The following is a 17,505-nucleotide window of genomic DNA, read 5'->3' as shown; positions in this document are numbered from 1 at the left end:
TGCATCTCGTTCACGTCGACGAGATCCTCGAGCGGTACAGCTAGGCTCGTAGGCATGGGAATCGACTGGGAGAGAATGCTCGGCGCAAGCGGCAACGGCCTACACGAAGCCTACGACAGTGCGGTCTCGGCGGTCATTTACAGCGAGGACCCGGGGGACGACTGTCGGCCACCTCTGGACGGCGGAGAGCACGACAACTCAGACAGCCTGCGCTGACCTGAGGGCCCACATGAAGGCGCACTGTGAGCCGGGGACTTTGAGTTGCACCGGCAATCGCATCAGGGGCCAACCAGGAGGGGCCGAGCTCAGTCTTGTGCTCCATGGAGGCCTCCGGCCTGTTAGCCATGAGCTTTGCCGCCAACAGGTCGAGGTCTTCCTCGACCTGCCTGTCGAGACCCCCTCACGGGTACCCGACCCCTGCCAACGCTGCCGGGCCACCCTTGGCTTGTGGGGCCGGTTGGAAGGCGGGCGCCTCGCCCTCCAGTCGCCGGTCTCTCGGAGAACGGGCTCACCGTCCAGGAACATGCGTGCGGCGAGGACGAGACTGGCGCGGCATCGGCCGCCCCGTACGTGGGTCGCCGGCGGAGCGGGCGGCGTGAATCGCCACGCGCTGCTCGCGGTTGGTGGTGATCCGCCCGCTGCGGCCGTTTCGTCCACAGAGCGCATCGTGCTTACGGAGAAAACGGCGCAGCCATGAGACGGAGCACTTCAAAACGTAAGCGGTCTCCTGAACCGTCATGTACTCCTGCTCGGGGTCCTCGGGGGCGGTGGGCATCCCGTAGAGCTCGTAGGCCTTGGTGGCCATCGTCATGTCCTTTCAAACTGATCGGCCTCGCCGAGATGTGGCGCAAGGTGGTCGTCGGTGGAGTGGAAACCGATGTACGGAGGGATCTCAGGTATCTACGAGTGCCGTTTCGAGGTGGCAAAGGCGTCCTGTTCCTGCCTGTGGTGCTAGCTGCGTACGCGCCCTCATGGCTCGCATGCGTCCCGGGCATATCGCGTCCGCGTCAACCTCGCAGGTCAACGGTCGATGCATACAAACTAGCCTTAGTTAGCTTTAATATCTAGCTCTAGATAGCTCCCGAGAGACGAGTGCCGCGCAAGATGGGCCCTAGGTAGCTTGATCTGGGGCTCTTTGCTCAGCGCTCGACCTATCTCGCGGGTCAACCTAGCTGGCCCTGGCTGGCCCTGCGAAGATGCCCGTATGGGAACTCGCGAACTCGGACGCCTCGCATCACGCGTGAAGAATCGTCGACTGGAGCTGTACCCCTCCCGCCTCGCGGCGGCCGGGGCAGTCGGCATTTCGAAAGACACGTGGCGGCGCGTCGAGCAAGGGATGGATGTGCGTGAGTCGACCTACGTAAAAATCGATCAGGCGCTCGGCTGGGCTCCGGGAAGTTGTGTCGCCGTGGCCGACGGCGGTGAACCTGTCCTGGGCCACGCGCGCCTGAGCTCGGAGACCGTACGCGAGGCGACGTTCGCGGCGGCCAGGCGGACGATGCCGAACGTCGCGATTGGCGACCTGGATGCGTTCAGCGAGGAGCTAGTCGAGGTCCTGCGGAAGGGGGGGTATCTGTCGGAGTGAGGCGTGGGGTGAAAACGTCCTGCCATGTAACCATCCGGTCGCTACTGGACTGAGGACCCCTCGCATTTCTCCCTACGCACGCTCGTTGGGCAAACCTCTCCGGTGAGAAGCATCCGGAGAAGGCCTCTACAGGGGTTAGGGTGATCGTGAAAAAAATCAGCAGCCTGGAACTGGGGCCGCAAGCAGGACGGTCCAAGTATCAGGAGAGGCGGTGTGCGTCCCGTCCTCCAGAGTTGCCCCAGATTGCGGCCTTCCGGAAGGCGAGGGGCGGTTCAGGAGGCTACGGGGGCTTGACTGCTTGCCACGTCGCAGTTGCCTCACTGGGCAATCGCGATACGGAAGGCAGTGGGAGGTGCCGGCGAAGAGATACTCGCCAACACCCGCGCGCCACTCATCAATCATCGATGGGATGACAGGTGCCCAATACAGAAGTGCGCGGAAATAGCATTCGCGTGAAGTGGTGGAGCGGCGAGTACAAGCTCGATGCTAACGGCAAGCCGACGAAGAAGAAGCGGTACGATTCGGCCAGCGGGTCCGAGGACGGCATACCCTTCCAGGACAAGAACCAGGCGTACATCTACGGCCTCGATCGCGAATCCGACGTCCGCAACAGGAGGAACCGACGTCGACCTGACGACCCGCTAGGGATGATCGACTACATCGACAAGTGGTTCGGTGAGGGAAACCTGCGGATCAACTCGAACCGCACGAACAAGTCTCGCCTCGAATCGGTAATCAAGCCCTACTGGGCTCAATGGACCGTCGAAGACATCACGCCTATCGACTATGACGCTTTTCGTGAATATGTGACAGCGAAGTATTCAGAGAACTACTCCAAAAATATCCTGGGCCTGTTCAAGATGCTAATGGACGACGCCGTGGTGAAGTACAAGCTCCGCGACGAAAGCCCGATCATCGAGCACCGCCGTCGCGGTATCTACCGGAAAAGGCAGACGCGGCGCGTCAAGAAGCGGCTCCCCATCCAAGCGGTACACCAGATCGCCACGAACGCGCACGCCGTATGGGGCTACACAGGCTGGACGTACATTTGGACGATTGCCTTTTCCGGCACGCGCCCACCCGGGGAAATGTACGGCCTCCAGAGGGGCTACTGCTCCCCGTACTGGCCCGCGTCAGAGCCTGACTCTGATGTTCGTGAGGAAGCGGAGCAGCGGTACAAGTCACTGCACGCGATGCGGATTCGCTACCAGACGTACGTGGCTGATAAGAAGCCAGTACTCGCGGCACCCAAGTACGACTCGTGGAGAACACTGGTGATCCCGCCCTTCCTCGATGAAATGCATGGGGCGCAACTGGCCTCTCACGCGAAGCCCTGGGCGTTCCTCTCGGTGACAGGCAGGCCCCTACTGGGAACAAATTTTGACCGCAACTACTGGTACCCCATCCGGGACGGCGCGAAGGAACGCAACTCCGGCCCGCGGTATGCCCGGTGGGCAAGGCCCGAGATGCCAGCGGTTCCAGAGATGGCAGGGGAGGACATCTACCGGCTGCGGCACTGGGCGAAGGCGAAGCTGGACGAGGCGGGAGACATCCCACGAGTTGCCGTAGAAGCAAGGATGGGGCATGAACTGCCCGGGGTGGAGGGAACGTATAGCGAGGTGACGGTGGCCATGGAGGAGCGGATCGTGGAGTACCTCCAGGGCGTCTGGGAGAAGGAGGTAGTGGGTGCCGGTCTGTGGACACCGCCATCTCCCATGCCAATCCCAGTCGATCTTGTGAATGCCGCTCCGCCGCTGTTCAGCGGCCTACCCGTCCTGGAGTATGAATGATCGTCTGGATCAACGGCGCGTTCGGAGTGGGCAAGACCAGCACCGCGCGTGAACTGATCGACCTGATCCCGAACTGCACGCTCTACGATCCCGAGCCGATCGCCGGGGAACTGACGCGGCTGCTGCCGCAGAAGAAGCTCGCCGAGGTGAGCGACTTCCAGGACCTGCCGATCTGGCGGCGGCTGGTGGTCGACACGGCGGCGGCTCTGCTGGCCGAGGTCGGCGGGGCGCTCGTCGTTCCCATGACCCTGCTGCGCCAGGAGTACCGGGACGAGATCTTCGGCGGTCTCGCCGCGCGCCGTATTGCCGTACGCCATGTGCTGTTGTCCACGGATGAAACGATACTTCGCGCACGTATCGCGGCTCGTGAGGACGTCGCAGACGATCCCGAGGTGAACGAGCGCAACCGCCGCTGGTGTGATGAGCACATCGAGCCCTACCGTACGGCCCTGGACTGGCTGACGCGAGACGCCCACGTCATCGACAACACCGTGCTGACCGCGCGGGAGACGGCCGAGGCACTGGCCGAGGCGGTACGGGACGGCGTGGCCGGTGTCTGCGAGATCGTGCAGACACCCGAACCGACCGCGGAGACCGTCGCGGCCGGGGTGCTCCTCTTCGACGAGCAGGACCGGGTGCTCCTCGTCGACCCCACCTACAAGCCGGGCTGGGAGTTCCCCGGCGGCGTGGTCGAGCGGGGCGAGGCACCCGCCCGCGCCGGGATACGGGAGGTCGCCGAGGAGATAGGGATCGAACTCACCGAGGTGCCGAAGCTGTTGGTGGTCGACTGGGAGCCGCCGCGCCCTCCGGGGTACGGAGGGCTGCGGCTGCTCTTCGACGGCGGCAGGCTGACCGCCGAGGAGGCCCGACGGCTGCTGCTGCCCGGCCCCGAACTGCGGGGCTGGCGCTTCGTCGACGAGGAGGAGGCGGCCAGGCTGCTGCCGCCGGTCCGCCGCGCGCGGCTGCGCTGGGCCCTGCGCGCGCGGGAGCGCGGCACGGTGCTCAATCTGGAGGACGGAGCCCCGGTCGGCTGACCCGCGCCGCTTCCCGCCCTCTCGATGTGTCCCGGGATGCCTCAGGCGCGCCGGGAGGCGGCGTAGTTGACCAGGAAGTGCGCCTCGGCCACGGAGAGACGCTCCAGCTCCTCCGGGGAGACGCTCTCGTTCACCGCGTGGATCTGCGCCTCCGGCTCGCTCAGCCCGATCAGCAGGATCTCCGCCTCCGGGTAGAGCGCGGCCAGGGTGTTGCAGAGCGGGATGGACCCGCCCTGGCCCGCCGTCTGCATCTCCTGGCCCGGGTACGCGACCCGCAGGGCGTCGGCCATCGCCGCGTACGCGGGGCTGGAGGTGTCCGCGCGGAACGGCTGCCCCTGGCCCACCTGTTCCACCGCGACCCGCGCGCCCCAGGGTGTGTGGGCCTCCAGGTGCGCCGTCAGCAGCTCCGTGGCCGCCGCGGCGTCCTGCCCCGGCGGTACGCGCAGGCTGACCGTGGCCCGCGCGTTCGCCTGGACGGACGGCGTGGCGCCGACGACGGGCGGGCAGTCGATGCCGAGGACGGTCACGGCGGGGCGCGCCCAGATCCGGTCGGCGACCGAGCCCCGCCCGATCAGCCCGACCCCGTCGAGCACCTTCGCGTCCTTCCGGAAGTCGGCCTCCGGGTACTCCAGCCCCTTCCAGGCCGAGTCGGCGGCCAGCCCGTCCACCGTGGTGGAACCGTCCTCGGCGCGCAGTGAGTCCAGCACCCTGATGAGGGCGGCGAGCGCGTCGGGCGCCGCACCGCCGAACTGGCCCGAGTGCAGGTTGCCTTCGAGCGTGTCGATCCGCACCCGCAGCATGGTCATGCCGCGCAGTGTGGCCGTGACCGTGGGCAGGCCGACCCGGAAGTTCCCCGCGTCGCCGATGACGACGGCGTCGGCGGCCAGCAGTTCGGGGTGCTCCTCGGCGTACCGCTCCAGACCGCCGGTGCCCTGCTCCTCCGAACCCTCCACGATCACCTTGACGTTCACCGGCACGCCGCCGTTCGCCCGCAGCGCGCGCAGGGCGAGCAGATGCATCAGGACGCCGCCCTTGCAGTCGGCCGCGCCGCGCCCGTACCAGCGTCCGTCGCGCTCGGTCAGCTCGAACGGCGGGGTCAGCCAGGCGTCCTCGTCGCCGATCGGCTGGACGTCGTAATGCGCGTAGAGCAGCACCGTCGGGGCGCCCTCCGGGCCGGGCAGCAGGCCGTACACGGACTGGGTCCCGTCGGGGGTGTCGAGGACCGCGACATCCTGGAACCCCTCGGCGCGCAGCGCGTCGGCCACCCACCGCGCGGCGCCCTCGCACTCGCTCCGCGGGGCGACCGCGGGGTCCGCCACCGAGCGGAAGGCCACCAGCTCCGCGAGCTCCGTACGGGCGCGGGGCATGAGGGACGCCACGGTCCCGGAAAACGGATTCGCGGTCATGGGCACGCTCCTGGTGGGTACATCGTTGTCACAGTCGGGTGTATGGCGGGTGTACGCCGGTGCGGTGGTGATGGTGTGTCGATGGTCCGGCACCGCCGGCGGGGCCTTGTCGATACTCCCACAACGGCCCGGGCGCGCAGCGCCGTAGGATGCCGTTCGACAGCAGGGGCCACCGGTCGGATCAGGAGCAGAAGCACATCGTGAGCAGCGAGAACGCAGACGCCGGAAGTGTGCACGACGAGCCGGTGTGGGATGTCGTCGTGGTCGGCGCAGGACCTGCTGGAGCCTCCGCGGCGTATGCGGCGGCGGTCGCCGGCCGCCGGGTGCTGCTGCTGGAGAAGGCCGAGTTGCCGCGCTACAAGACTTGTGGGGGCGGGATCATCGGGCCCTCGCGCGACGCGCTGCCACCGGGCTTCGAGTTGCCGTTCAAGGACCGCGTGCACGCGGTGACGTTCTCCCTGAACGGGAAGCTGACCCGCACCCGGCGCTCCAAGCGCATGCTCTTCGGGCTGATCAACCGCCCGGAGTTCGACGCGAGTCTGGTCGAGCACGCGCAGAAGGCGGGGGCGGTCCTGCGTACGGGCACGGCGGTCTCGCGCGTCGAGCAGCACGGCCCGGCCGTGCCCGACCGCCGTACGGTCGCGGTCGTCCTCGGGGACGGCGAGACGGTGCTGGCGCGGTCCGTGGTCGGTGCCGACGGCAGTGCCAGCCGGATAGGGGCCCATGTCGGCGTGAAGATGGACCAGGTGGACCTGGGCCTGGAGGCGGAGATCCCGGTGCCGCCGACGGTCGCGGAGGACTGGGCGGGACGGGTGCTCATCGACTGGGGCCCGCTGCCCGGAAGCTACGGCTGGGTCTTCCCCAAGGGCGACACCCTCACCGTCGGGGTGATCTCGGCGCGCGGCGAGGGCTCGGCGACCAAGCGCTATCTGGAGGACTTCATCGCCCGGCTCGGGCTCGCCGGGTTCGAGCCGTCGGTCTCCTCCGGCCACCTCACCCGCTGCCGCAGCGAGGACTCTCCGCTCTCCCGGGGCCGGGTGCTCGTCTGCGGCGACGCGGCGGGGCTGCTGGAGCCGTGGACGCGGGAGGGCATCTCCTTCGCCCTGCGCTCCGGACGGCTCGCGGGGGAGTGGGCGGTACGGATCGCCGAGGCGCACGACGCCGTGGACGCCCGCCGCCAGGCGCTGAACTACGCCTTCGCCATCAAGGCGGGCCTCGGTGTGGAGATGGGGGTCGGGCGGCGGATGCTCGCGATCTTCGAGCGCCGGCCGGGGGTGCTGCACGCGGCGATCACGGGCCTGCGCCCGGCGTGGAACGCGTTCGCGGACATCACCCGCGGCTCGACGACCCTGGCGGGCCTCGTACGGACGCGGCCGCTGGCCCGGCGCGCGCTGGACGTGCTGGACCGCCGGTCGGCGGACGGTCGCCCGGTGACGGCCGCGGGGGAGGAGAGCGCTCCGGCCCAGAGCGACCCGACGGGTGTGCCGGAGGCCGGCTCGCGGGAGTGACGGGGGTCCGCGCGTGACCGGCGGGCCGGGCGGGGCGGCCCCGCCCGATGTCCGGCCCGCGGGGCACCGTTCAGGACGCGGTCGTCGGTCCATGGACGCCCGGTGTACGGGCGCCGGGGCGCGCTCGACGGTGTGTGGTCGCCGGTGCGCGGGCGCTCGCGTCGTCGGGTGACGACCACGCCGCGGGGCGCGGCCCGCCGCGGCAGCGGCTGATGTCACCGCGGGCACGCGATCCCGGCGAGATCGGAACGAGAGGCCCCGGGCCGCCGCGTACTCCCCGGGGAGTACGGGTGACCGCGACGCCCGGCTGACGCCCGGGGCGCGCCCGCCGGTCTAGCGTGACCGGTATGGAAGAGCAGCACATGCGCCCCGGCCGGCCCTGGGGCGGCGGCGGAACCCCGTGCCGGCGCGGCGGTCCGCCCCGGCCCTGGGGCGGACACCTCCGGGGGTGGTCCGGTCCCCCCTGGGCGGACCGGTGTCCGCGCGGGTGGGGCGGGCCGCCGCACCGGTCGCACCCGGGGTCGTCGTTCCGCTTCCCCGGCGGCGGGCCGGCGAGCGGACGGCTGCCGTGGGTCTCGACCCTGCTGCTGGCCGTGTTCGTCCTCGTGGGCACCGCGTACGCGGCGCGCCAGCAGCCCGACCGGACCGCGCTCGACGCCCTCGGACGGGCACTGCTGCTCGTGAGCGCCGCGCTGCTGCTGTTGCGCACCCGCCACCCCGTCCTCTGCGTCGTCGGTGTCTCGGCGACCGTGCTGGCCTACTTCGCCGGGGGCTATCCGTACGGTCCGGTCTTCCTCGTCGTCGCGGTCGCCGGTTTCACCGCGATCGCGGCGGGACACCGGCGGGCGGCCTGGTGGGCGCTCGGCTCGCTCTGGGTGGGCCATGTGCTGATCGCGCACTGGCTCTACCGCCTGCTGCCGCCGCCCGGCGACCGCGCGGCGCCCTGGGGCCAGGAGCTGGTCATCGCCGCCTTCGTGGTCGCCCTCTGCGCCGCTGCCGAACTCGCCCGCGTACGCCGGGAACAGTGGGCGGGACAGGGTGCCGAGCGCGCCGCCGCCGAGCAGCGCAGAAAGAACGAGGAGCGGCTGCGGATCGCCCGCGAGCTGCACGACGTACTCGCCCACTCCCTCTCCGTCATCCACGTCCAGGCGGGCATGGGCCTGGCGCTGCTCGACACCGACCCGGAACAGGCGCGGTCGGCGCTCACCACCGTCAAGGCGGCCAGCAAGGAGGCGCTCGGCGAGGTGCGCCAGGTGCTCGACACCCTCAGAACGCCCGGCGACGCGCCCCGTACGCCCGCGCCCGGCCTGGACCGGCTGCCCGAACTGGCCGAACAGGCCGCCTCCGCCGGGCTCACCGTCGAGGTGCACCGGGAGGGCACCCCGGTCGCGCTGCCGCCCGGCGCCGATCTGGCCGCTTTCCGGATCGTGCAGGAGGCCCTGACCAACGTGGTGCGCCACTCCGGGGCGCGCACGGCGACGGTACGGATCGGTTACGGGGCCGGGCTGCTCGATCTGCGGATCGACGACCCGGGCCCGGCGACCGGCGGGGACGCGGGCGGCAGCGGCAACGGGCTGGTCGGGATGGGGGAGCGGGCCGCCGCGCTCGGCGGCACCGTCGAGGCCGGGCCGCGCCGGGACGGCGGATTCCGGGTGCGGGCCACGCTTCCCCTGAAGACTCCCCCGACGACTCCCCTGACGACCGAGGAGACATCATGATCCGGGTTCTGCTCGCCGACGACCAGTCGCTGGTACGGGCGGGCTTCCGCGCGCTGCTCGACGCCCAGCCCGGCATCGAGGTGGCGGGCGAGGCCGCGGACGGCGAGGAGGCACTGAGCCGGGTGCGCGAACTCGCCCCCGACGTCGTGCTGATGGACATCCGGATGCCCCGGCTCGACGGCCTCGCCGCGACCCGTCGGATCACCGAGGACCCCCGGTGCGACCAGGTGAAGGTGGTCATGCTCACCACCTTCGAACTCGACGAGTACGTCTTCGAGGCGATCCGCTCGGGGGCCTCGGGCTTTCTGGTGAAGGACACCGAACCGGAGGAACTGGTGCGCGCGGTCAAGGCCGTGGTGGGTGGCGACGCGCTGCTCTCGCCGGGGGTGACCCGCCGGCTGATCGCCGAGTTCGCCTCCCGCTCCAAGGAACCCACGGAGGCGGCCCGGCTGGGTGAACTCACCGACCGGGAAAGGGAGGTGATGGCCCTCGTCGGGATCGGCCTCTCGAACGAGGAGATCGCCCGGCGGCTGGTGGTCAGCCCCCTCACGGCCAAGACACACGTGAGCCGGACGATGGTGAAGCTCGGCGCCCGCGACCGCGCTCAACTGGTCGTGCTCGCCTACGAGTCGGGGTTGGTACGGCCGGGCTGGCTCGGCTGAGGGACGGGCTCCCCCGGGGCTCCGGGGGAGAAGCGCCACAGGACCTGGACGACCCGCGCCAGGAAGGCGAGGCCCGCGGCGCCGCCACCGATCCGCAGCGCGACCGCCGGCAGCTCCAGAGACCACACCACGGCGGCGGCCACCCCGAACACCAGCGCCGCCGCGAAGGCCCCCGTCACCACCGCGAAGGCGATCTCGACGGTGACGGCGTCCCGTTGCGCCCCGCTTCTTGTTCCCATGACCCGAGTCTGACCGAGGCCGGACCCTGGAGCAAGGAGCGCCTCCGCCGCGTCGGCGGCGCCGTCAGACGGCGGAGGTCTCGCGCCACATCCGGGCCAGGGCCGCGTCGCCGGTGACGGTCACGGCGTCCAGGGGGAGCCGGTTCCACACGGTCAGATAGAGCTTCTCGGCGGGGCCGCTCAACTCGCATTCCGCGGTGGCCTGTTCGCCCTTGGCCTTGCCCATGCCGTTGCCGTCCGCGCCCGTGCCGGGGGTCTTCGTGTGGTCGGTGCGTACCGGATCCGAGGTGATCCGTACCGTCCAGACGTCACCGGTGTCGGTGGTCCGCACACGCAGCACCCGCGGCACGTCCGACCGTACCCGGCTGCGGTCGCGGGCGTGGAAGTGCCTGAGCAGCTCGTCGATGCCGTCCGCCGCGAAGGCGGCGTCCACCGGGGAGAACCCCTTGCCGAGCGCGGACTCGGCGTCCACGCGGTGGATCGCCGTCTCGTGCGCCTGGCGCCGCGCCCAGAACGCGAGCGGGCTCGGCGCGGGCAGGAAGGACCAGCAGTCCAGATCGGCGGGCGCCGCGTCGAGAGCGGTGACCAGCCGGTCGTGGCCCTCCAGGAACCAGCCGACGAGCGCGTCCCCGTCGAGCTCCGGCGGGTTGGGGAGGGGGACCCGGGCGACACCGCCCTCCGTGACGTAGGCCGTCGCCCAGCGGTGCACACTGCCCGTGTGCCGCAGAACGTCGCGGACCCGCCAGCCGGGGCAGACGGGCACCTCCGCCCCGGAGCCCGCTCCGGCGGCCGCGGCGGCGAGGGCACGTCCCTCACGGGCCAGCCCCTGAACGTACTCCGCAGTCTTCATGCGGGGCATTGTGCCAGGGTGCGCGCGGGGGGTGTGCCGCGGGTGTCCGGCACCGGGTCCGGGGCCGTGGCGGGTCAGTGGCCGGCGCTCTGGCCGCCGTCGACATGGAGGATCTCCCCTGTCACGAAAGGCGCGTTCTCCAGGTAGACGATCGCGCCGACGACGTCGTCGACCTCGCCCATCCGCCCGAGCGGGTGCAGCCCGGCGAGCCCCTCGTACTCGGCCTCCGGGTGCAGCGGGGTCTTGATGACGCCCAGCGAGACCGCGTTGCTGCGGATGCCGCGGGCCGCGTACTCGATCGCCAGGGCCTTGGTGGCGGACTGGAGCCCGCCCTTGGTCAGGGAGGCCAGCAGCGAGGGGGCCGCGGAGCTGGCGTGGTCCACGAGGCTGGTGGTGATCTGGACGAGGTGACCGCCGCCGCCCTGGCGGAGCATCTGCTCGACGGCGAGCTGAGTGATGCGGAAGAACCCGGTCAGGTTGACGCCGACGACGCGGTCGTAGTCCTGCCGGGTGTATTCGGTGAACGGTTTGCCGCTGTAGACACCGGCGTTGTTGACCAGGGTGTCGATACGGCCGAACCGCTCGATCGCGGTGGCGGCGACGCGCTCGGCCGTCGCGGGGTCGGCGATGTCGCCCTGGAGCGTGCGGACGTCCGGGTCCCGCGAGAGGGCGATCCCGCGGGAGGTGGCGACGACGGCGTGGCCGAGCCGGCGGTACGCCTCGACCAGGCCCGCGCCGATGCCCTGCGACGCACCGGTGATGACGGCGACCTTCTGCTCCGGGACGCTCATGACGACCTTCCTCCGGCAGTACCGCTCCCGCCGCCCCAGCGGCGCGACGTACGGTCACGTGCCGCGACGTCCGCCGTGCGCCGCGACGCGCGCGGATACCCCAAGCGTCACGCCGTACGGCGGGCATCGCATCCCGTGGGCCCGTCGGCGGCCCCTGTCGCACCCGACGGGGGCCGGCGGCCCTGGTGGGCCGGGGGCGTCACGCCTCGCGCGGGTGGGCGGTGCCGGTGGCGGACCGGTGGAGCAGCAGCCGTACGAAGGCGCCTATGGCGATCGACTGGATCAGCACGGAGAGGACCAGCGCCGGGTAGAGGAAGCCGGAGGAGGCGGCAAGGCCCTCCCCGATCATCCCGCCGCCGATGAGGAAGACGAAGACGGTCGGAGCCGCGAGGAAGAACAGCCAGGTCCCGGCGAACGACGCGTCGTCGTGGTGCACGAAGAGCGTGTCGACCGTGACGAACAGGGCCGCCGCGGCGACGAGGGCGAGGTAGACCTGCGAGGCGCGGTTGCCGTAGGCGAGTCGCGCGAGTCCGGTCAGCCGTCCTGAAACCATCGTGTTCTCCCTGGAGTTCATGGCTCCTCCCGCGAAGTGGGGTGCCCTTGGGTCTGTTTCCAGGGTGCGGGAACTCGAACGGCTGTGCCTGAGTACTCCTACTCATCCTTCGTGGGTGTGCCCCGCCGGGCCGTTCGCCGAGGCGCCGCGGGCCGCGTAGGCGATGAGGGCCGCCGCGCCGGCGAGCAGCGCCACCGTGGTCAGGGCGAGCGGCAGCGAGAACCAGTCGGCGAGGAAGCCGATCGCGGGCGGCCCGAGCAGCATCCCGCCGTACCCGAGGGTGGACGCGGCGGCGACCCCGGAGGGCCCCGCCAGCGCGCCCGCCCGGCCGATGGCCACGGGGAAGATGTTGGCGAGGCCGAGTCCGGCCACGGCGAACCCCGCCAGGGCGAGCCAGGCGGTGGGCGCGAGCGCGCCGAGCAGCATGCCGAGGGCGGCCGTCACGCCGCCCAGCACCAGGGAGCGGGTCTGGCCGAGCCGTTCCAGCAGGGCCGTGCCCGAGAGCCGGCCCGCCGTCATGGCGAGGGCGAAGAGCGAGTAACCGGCCGCGGCCACCGCTGGGGTGGCGTCGAGGTCCTGGCTGAGGTGGAGCGCGCTCCAGTCGGCCATCGCCCCCTCGCCGTACGCCGTGCACAGCGCGATCAGCCCGAAGAGGACGACGAGCCCGCGGACCCGCCGGTCCGGCCCGCCGCCCCGGCCACGCCCCTCCGTACCCGTACGGTCCTCGGCCTCACGGTGCCCGGTCTCCGTACGCTCCGCCACCGGCGCGGGGATCCGCAGCAGGGCCCGGCCGGCGGTGGCGGTGACCAGCAGGCCCACGGCCGACAGCAGTGCCAGATGGACGGCGGGTGACAGGCCGCCCGCGAGCAGTCCGCCGAGCCCCGCCCCGACCATGCCGCCCAGGCTGAACGCGGCGTGGAAACTGGAGATCACCGGGCGCCGCAGGGCGGCGACGAGATCGACCGCGGCGCTGTTCATCGCGACGTTCAGACCACTCAACAACGAGTAGGCACTAACATTGCCTGCGTCGATAAGGAGAAGACGTGGCCGAGTTGCTGACCCCTCAGAAGCCCTGTCTGTACTGCCGTCTTTCGTACGCTCCTGACGGGAGCCTGGAGAAGGTGGAACGACAGGAGGCCGACGGGCGAACGATGGCCGGCCGCCTCAACTGGCCGGACTTCTGCTGCGTCTATGTCGACAATTCAGCCTCGGCATGGCAGCGGAACAGGAAGCGGCCTGACTGGGACCGCATGCTGATCAGCATCGACGGCGCGGCCGAACACCGGCACGACGGCATCATGGTGTACCACGGCGACCGGCTCATCAGACAGCCGTACGATCTTGAGCTGCTCCTGAACATTTCCGATCAGCAGCGGATTCCGCTTGCTTCGGTCTCCGGCGTACGTGACCTCAGCTCGCCCGACGACAGATTCATCCTGCGGATCGAGGCGGCGCAGGCATGCCGGGAGTCGGACAACACCTCGAGGCGAGTCAAGCGGGGTATCAAGGCCCGGACGAGTAAGGGACGAGCGCGGCCGGGCGGCCGCCGGCCTTTCGGATGGGGTGTTGATACGGGGCGCGTGCGAGTGAAGGTAGACCCGGAGTCCGGCGAGGAGCGCGTCCTACCCGTACTGGACTATGACCAGGTGGTACCCGAGGAAGCCAAACTACTTGCTGATGTGGCCGGTCGGGTCCAGGCCGGGATGAGCAAGCGCGGGGCGGTTCGATGGATGAACGCCAGGTCCACTACGTCCATGGGGAACCCGTGGTGCGTAACAACCCTGACTCGCGCTCTCCTTGCCCCGCGGATGGCCGCCCTGGTTGAGCACCAGGGCGTCTACCACAAGGCAGTCTGGGACAAGGTGATTTCCCAGGAGCTATGGGAGGACCTGCGCGCGCTCCTCGCCGAGCGGGGAGAGAAGTACGGCTACCACGGCCATGACCGACGGCACCTCCTCTCAGGGATCGCCGAATGCTCTGACTGCACCACGGCCACCACCGAGTGCAGGGCCTGCGCTGACGACATCGTGGGCAGGTGCATGAAGCACCGGGCCACGGTATGGACGAAACCGGTTGGAAAGAAGGGGGCGCGCAGGTCGCTGATCTACTACTGCAAGATCTGCGGCAGGGGACGCAACGAGGCGCACTTGGACGCGTTTGTCGGCGCGAAGTGCGTCCAGCTCCTCAACCAGGCGGACTTCCTTGAGGAACTCCACAGCCCCGCCTTCGACACCAGTCCGGCTTCTGAAATTGCGTCGCTGGAGCAACGGCGCGCTAAGACCAAGAAGACCCTGGAGAACCTCGGCGAGACGGAGTTGGACCCCGAGGTGGTAGTGGCGTCACTCGCTTCATTCGACCGGCGTATCTCACGGCTGCGGGAACGGCTCGCGACGACTGCTGAGCGGCGCGTACTGCTGACGGTCGCGGGGATCAGCAGGGAAGAGTGGGAGGGCCTCGATATCGACGTGCGCGCGTCGGTCGTCAGCGCGCTCTTCCGAGTCGAGGTGAAGCGTGCGCGCATGGGCGCCGGGTTCGACGCCGAGAGCGTCAGGTTGGTCCGTAAAGCGCTCTCCTCGTCCTCGTGACCCTGGCCGGGGATGAGGCGTAGGCGGGGGCGTCTACTGCGAGCGACGGCGATCTGGTGCTCCCGCTGGAGTGAGTCCTTGGCGCGGCTTACTACCGACAGCCATCGGGCTCGGCGCTCGGGGTCTGACTCTTCTACCGCAGCGGTCAAGGCCACGCTGATCGCGTCCAGTTGGTCACCGAGCTGCTCCAGATTGCGCATTGGTGGTGCTCTCCGATCTGGGCCTGCAGGGCAGAGCGCTGCTCTCTCCTGCGTCCAGGCCCCCGCGCAGGAGAAAGAGTCTGATGAGTAAACCTCAGGTCAAGGGCGGCGCGAAAGGGGTGTATGAGCATTGTGTGTGCGCCCTGCACCTATGCGTCACGGTGAGTGCATCCCTCCCCATGGCTTGAGCTGGGCGTAAGCGGACCAACAGATGATCTTGTTATGGATTGGCGACCGTTTGGGTACTGACGGATGATCTTGATCCGCCCAGCGTGGGCCGGGTGCCAGCCCGCCGAACCCCTCGCCCCGACTGGGTGCTTGCCGAGTGCCGAGCCCTCGGCCACAGAATCGCCTCCCGGCGCGCAGCACTCCACCTCTCCCAGGACGATCTCGCCGCCCGAACCGGCGTCGAACGCCGGACCATCCAGCGCTACGAGAACGGCCGCCGCGACCCCCGATACGCCGACCTGCTGCTGATAGCCGATGCACTCGGTATCCCGGTCGAGGAACTCGTGCGGGCGGAGCCCCGGCCGGCGACGACGGGGGACGTGGACCGGCCGGGGCGGTAGGTGGTCTGGGCGGGAGCCGTCCCGCCCGTTGCGATCGTGTCTGGTGCTGCGTGCCTATGTTCCGGCGCCGCAGCGCATGCACGGGATGGTGACAGGTCCGGTGCCGGTGACCATCACGGTCGGTCCGGGGCCGAGGCACTGCCGCCGTCCCGTCCGCCGGCTTCTGATGGTGCGCCATACGAGCTGGCATTTGCGGACCGCGGCCATACGGCTCTCAGATGGACTCATACCGGCACCATAGGGGCCAGGGCGGTCAGTTCGGCCCGGATTCGCAGTTGGCCTCGCATTCGGTGTCCCCGCAGGCCGGAACGTGCTGGCACTCCGCGCTGGCCCGCGGCCCGGGCCGCCACAGGTCCTCGTCGACCTCGAAGCCGGCCGACCGGATGGCGGCCTGGGTGTAGGCGAGGATGCCCGGGACCTGAGGGTGCGCCGGGTTCGGGGGCTGGGGAATGTGGTGGACGAACGTGCCGCCGAGCCGTGCGGTCAGGTCGGCGTAGACGCGGGTGTGGAGGATCAGTGCATGCCAGCCCTCATCAACCACCGGGGACGGCGCCATACGGCCGCTGGATCGGCCCGCTGCCGTAGCCACGAACTTCAGCGCTTCGAGGACGATGCGCTCGGTTAACGCGGCGTCCATGCCCGGGTTGGCGCGCTGCACGGTGGCAGCAACGCCAGCGAACTGGACGGGCGTCAGGAGCGAGCGGGCGTCCCGGGTGCGGGGCGCGGTGGTGGTACTCATAGAGGTGCCTCCCTCTTGAGGTGGGTGGTGGAACCCGGTCCGGCCGGGGCGGTGAGTGGGGGCCGGCCGCAGGGGTGGAGCGGCCGGCCCCGGCCCGTGCGTCAGAAGGAGCACCCCAAGTGGCGCACGGGAGTCTTGCGTACGTCGGTGGTCACCGTCCTCGGCGTCTCGCGCGCCTGGGGGCTGCCTCGTCGAGGGGCACCACCACCGTCAGCTCGGTTGCGGTCTCGGCCGTCCACTCCGGCCCGCCATGAAGCGGTCGCAGCACGTAGGTACCGCTGCGGACGTCGGTGACGATGCCGTCTCGGTCGGCTGCTTTGTCGTGGATCTGGTCGCCCACCCACACCTTGCCGTCCCTCACGATGCGACTCCTGTCAGGGCTGTGCCGTAGCGCTCCAGGAGCCACTCGCAGTCGCGGCGCAGGAGGGCTACATGCACCTGAGCGGAGAGCGGCGACAACGGCATGTCGTCGGATGTGTGGCGCCGCGCTATGTCCAGGCGTGCCCGGAGGCCGCACCACTCCAAGCCTCCCCGCCACAAGCCGTCAGCCTCGGTTTCGGCGGCGGGCAAGAGGTCTGCGATGTGTGCCTTCAGTGCCGCGGCGACCACGATCAGCTCGGGGAGGCTGGCCCGTGTGTCGGCCAGGGCGGCTGACTTGTCGAGGGTGGCCTCGATGGCGGTGACGCTCATCGGGACAGGCCCTGGCGATCGCGCCCGGTGTGCAGCAGCTGCATGACAGCGGCTGGGGAGCACAGGGTGCGGTCGCCGCTGACCGGCACGGCCCAGTGGATCCCGGCGGGGCCAGTGCGGTCGATCCGGGGCACGGGCAGGTACGCGCCGTGGCCCAGCGCTCCGGCGTGCGGGGAGTCCCAGGTGTCCGCTGCCCCGGCGGGGACGAGGGCGAGGAACCAGCAGGCGGGCGCCCAGATGACGGGCCCGCCCAGCGCGGCCAGGGCGCCGGTCACGGTGGACCGGTCGGGGGAACCGGCCGCCGCGTGCACCAGGCGCTGCGGCAACTTCACCGCATCGAACAACGTGCCCAGGGCGAGGACTGCGGGTCGGCCGTCGCGCCAATCCCGATAGGCGGACTCAGGATCTCGGATCGTTCTCGCCAGCCATCGTTCGACGGGCGTGATAGCGAGCTGGTCATGCGTCATGGTCGGCTCCAGACGGTACGGGCTGGGCAACTCCAAGGTGCCGCTGGCCGTCTGAATTCGCATTGGCACTCTCAGTACGAAACTGGCAGCGCTTCATCCCGCGGGTATGAAGTACGCGG

At 70.1% G+C, this 17,505-nt stretch carries 19 protein-coding genes and 1 pseudogene; 9 read left to right on the top strand and 11 right to left on the bottom strand.

Features of this window, described 5'->3' with window-relative positions:
* The first annotated feature begins 54 nt into the window (after positions 1-54).
* Positions 55-216 (top strand): hypothetical protein, encoded by a 162-nt coding sequence (locus AB0P17_RS15765; RefSeq protein ID WP_365811253.1) that lies wholly within the window; start codon positions 55-57, stop codon positions 214-216.
* A gap of 292 nt (positions 217-508) precedes the next feature.
* On the opposite strand, the gene AB0P17_RS15760 is transcribed toward AB0P17_RS15765, so the two are convergent.
* A complete protein-coding gene (locus AB0P17_RS15760) occupies positions 509-805 on the bottom strand; it encodes a DNA-binding protein (RefSeq protein WP_365811251.1) in 297 nt (98 codons plus the stop codon).
* Positions 806-1,204: 399 nt separating this feature from the next.
* On the opposite strand from AB0P17_RS15760, the gene AB0P17_RS15755 reads away from it, so the two are divergent.
* The 3 genes from AB0P17_RS15755 to AB0P17_RS15745 all read left to right on the top strand — a co-directional run bounded on the left by AB0P17_RS15755 (position 1,205) and on the right by AB0P17_RS15745 (position 4,409).
* A complete protein-coding gene (locus tag AB0P17_RS15755) occupies positions 1,205-1,585 on the top strand; it encodes a helix-turn-helix transcriptional regulator (protein WP_365811250.1) in 381 nt (126 codons plus the stop codon).
* 452 nt (positions 1,586-2,037) lie between these two features.
* Positions 2,038-3,375 carry an integrase gene (locus AB0P17_RS15750; RefSeq protein ID WP_365811248.1) on the top strand — a complete coding sequence of 446 codons (1,338 nt, stop codon included), beginning with the start codon at positions 2,038-2,040 and terminating at the stop codon, positions 3,373-3,375.
* Positions 3,372-4,409 (top strand): NUDIX domain-containing protein, encoded by a 1,038-nt coding sequence (locus AB0P17_RS15745; protein WP_365811247.1) that lies wholly within the window; start codon positions 3,372-3,374, stop codon positions 4,407-4,409. The genes AB0P17_RS15750 and AB0P17_RS15745 overlap by 4 nt, the downstream gene beginning before the upstream one ends.
* Before the next feature lie 41 nt (positions 4,410-4,450).
* Here AB0P17_RS15745 and AB0P17_RS15740 read toward each other — a convergent pair whose 3' ends face one another.
* On the bottom strand, positions 4,451-5,815 hold the full coding sequence (locus AB0P17_RS15740) for a dipeptidase (RefSeq protein WP_365811246.1): 1,365 nt from the start codon (positions 5,813-5,815) through the stop codon (positions 4,451-4,453).
* A 200-nt stretch (positions 5,816-6,015) separates the two neighbouring features.
* On the opposite strand from AB0P17_RS15740, the gene AB0P17_RS15735 reads away from it, so the two are divergent.
* The 3 genes from AB0P17_RS15735 (at position 6,016) to AB0P17_RS15725 (ending at position 9,703) form a co-directional block, all read left to right on the top strand.
* Positions 6,016-7,323, top strand: a complete 1,308-nt coding sequence (locus tag AB0P17_RS15735) for a geranylgeranyl reductase family protein (RefSeq protein WP_365811244.1) — start codon at positions 6,016-6,018, stop codon at positions 7,321-7,323.
* Positions 7,324-7,670: 347 nt separating this feature from the next.
* On the top strand, positions 7,671-9,041 hold the full coding sequence (locus AB0P17_RS15730) for a sensor histidine kinase (protein WP_365811243.1): 1,371 nt from the start codon (positions 7,671-7,673) through the stop codon (positions 9,039-9,041).
* Positions 9,038-9,703 carry a response regulator transcription factor gene (locus tag AB0P17_RS15725; RefSeq protein WP_365811241.1) on the top strand — a complete coding sequence of 222 codons (666 nt, stop codon included), beginning with the start codon at positions 9,038-9,040 and terminating at the stop codon, positions 9,701-9,703. The genes AB0P17_RS15730 and AB0P17_RS15725 overlap by 4 nt, the downstream gene beginning before the upstream one ends.
* Here AB0P17_RS15725 and AB0P17_RS15720 read toward each other — a convergent pair.
* The 5 genes and pseudogenes from AB0P17_RS15720 to AB0P17_RS15700 all read right to left on the bottom strand — a co-directional run.
* The gene (locus AB0P17_RS15720; RefSeq protein ID WP_365811239.1) at positions 9,664-9,942 is read right to left on the bottom strand and encodes a DUF6332 family protein; all 279 of its coding nucleotides are present in this window, start codon (positions 9,940-9,942) and stop codon (positions 9,664-9,666) included. The two genes, AB0P17_RS15725 and AB0P17_RS15720, sit on opposite strands and share 40 nt — an antisense overlap.
* A gap of 64 nt (positions 9,943-10,006) precedes the next feature.
* On the bottom strand, positions 10,007-10,792 hold the full coding sequence (locus tag AB0P17_RS15715; RefSeq protein ID WP_365811237.1) for a maleylpyruvate isomerase family mycothiol-dependent enzyme: 786 nt from the start codon (positions 10,790-10,792) through the stop codon (positions 10,007-10,009).
* A 74-nt stretch (positions 10,793-10,866) separates the two neighbouring features.
* The gene (locus AB0P17_RS15710) at positions 10,867-11,583 is read right to left on the bottom strand and encodes an SDR family oxidoreductase (RefSeq protein ID WP_365811236.1); all 717 of its coding nucleotides are present in this window, start codon (positions 11,581-11,583) and stop codon (positions 10,867-10,869) included.
* Positions 11,584-11,782: 199 nt separating this feature from the next.
* Positions 11,783-12,157 carry a hypothetical protein gene (locus tag AB0P17_RS15705; protein WP_365811234.1) on the bottom strand — a complete coding sequence of 125 codons (375 nt, stop codon included), beginning with the start codon at positions 12,155-12,157 and terminating at the stop codon, positions 11,783-11,785.
* Between the two features lie 81 nt (positions 12,158-12,238).
* Positions 12,239-13,177, bottom strand: a pseudogene (locus AB0P17_RS15700) (MFS transporter); the annotation flags it as partial.
* 2 nt (positions 13,178-13,179) lie between these two features.
* On the opposite strand from AB0P17_RS15700, the gene AB0P17_RS15695 reads away from it, so the two are divergent.
* Complete coding sequence (locus tag AB0P17_RS15695; RefSeq protein WP_365811232.1) at positions 13,180-14,721, top strand: recombinase family protein; 1,542 nt, start codon at positions 13,180-13,182, stop codon at positions 14,719-14,721.
* Positions 14,722-15,202: 481 nt separating this feature from the next.
* Positions 15,203-15,490 carry a helix-turn-helix transcriptional regulator gene (locus AB0P17_RS15690; RefSeq protein WP_365811230.1) on the top strand — a complete coding sequence of 96 codons (288 nt, stop codon included), beginning with the start codon at positions 15,203-15,205 and terminating at the stop codon, positions 15,488-15,490.
* A gap of 253 nt (positions 15,491-15,743) precedes the next feature.
* On the opposite strand, the gene AB0P17_RS15685 is transcribed toward AB0P17_RS15690, so the two are convergent.
* The 4 genes from AB0P17_RS15685 to AB0P17_RS15670 form a co-directional block, all read right to left on the bottom strand.
* Positions 15,744-16,229, bottom strand: a complete 486-nt coding sequence (locus AB0P17_RS15685) for a hypothetical protein (RefSeq protein ID WP_365811229.1) — start codon at positions 16,227-16,229, stop codon at positions 15,744-15,746.
* A gap of 151 nt (positions 16,230-16,380) precedes the next feature.
* Positions 16,381-16,590, bottom strand: a complete 210-nt coding sequence (locus AB0P17_RS15680; RefSeq protein WP_365811228.1) for a hypothetical protein — start codon at positions 16,588-16,590, stop codon at positions 16,381-16,383.
* Entirely contained in the window at positions 16,587-16,919 is a 333-nt protein-coding gene (locus tag AB0P17_RS15675; RefSeq protein ID WP_365811226.1) for a DUF6415 family natural product biosynthesis protein, read from the bottom strand. The genes AB0P17_RS15680 and AB0P17_RS15675 overlap by 4 nt, the downstream gene beginning before the upstream one ends.
* A complete protein-coding gene (locus AB0P17_RS15670; protein WP_365811224.1) occupies positions 16,916-17,251 on the bottom strand; it encodes a hypothetical protein in 336 nt (111 codons plus the stop codon). The genes AB0P17_RS15675 and AB0P17_RS15670 overlap by 4 nt, the downstream gene beginning before the upstream one ends.
* Positions 17,252-17,505: the final 254 nt, after the last annotated feature.

This window comes from Streptomyces sp. NPDC088124, from assembly GCF_040685895.1.
Taxonomy (GTDB): Bacteria; Actinomycetota; Actinomycetes; order Streptomycetales; family Streptomycetaceae; genus Streptomyces.
The sequence above is the reverse complement of the archived record's forward strand: the minus strand, read 5'-3'. Positions and strand labels throughout refer to the sequence as shown.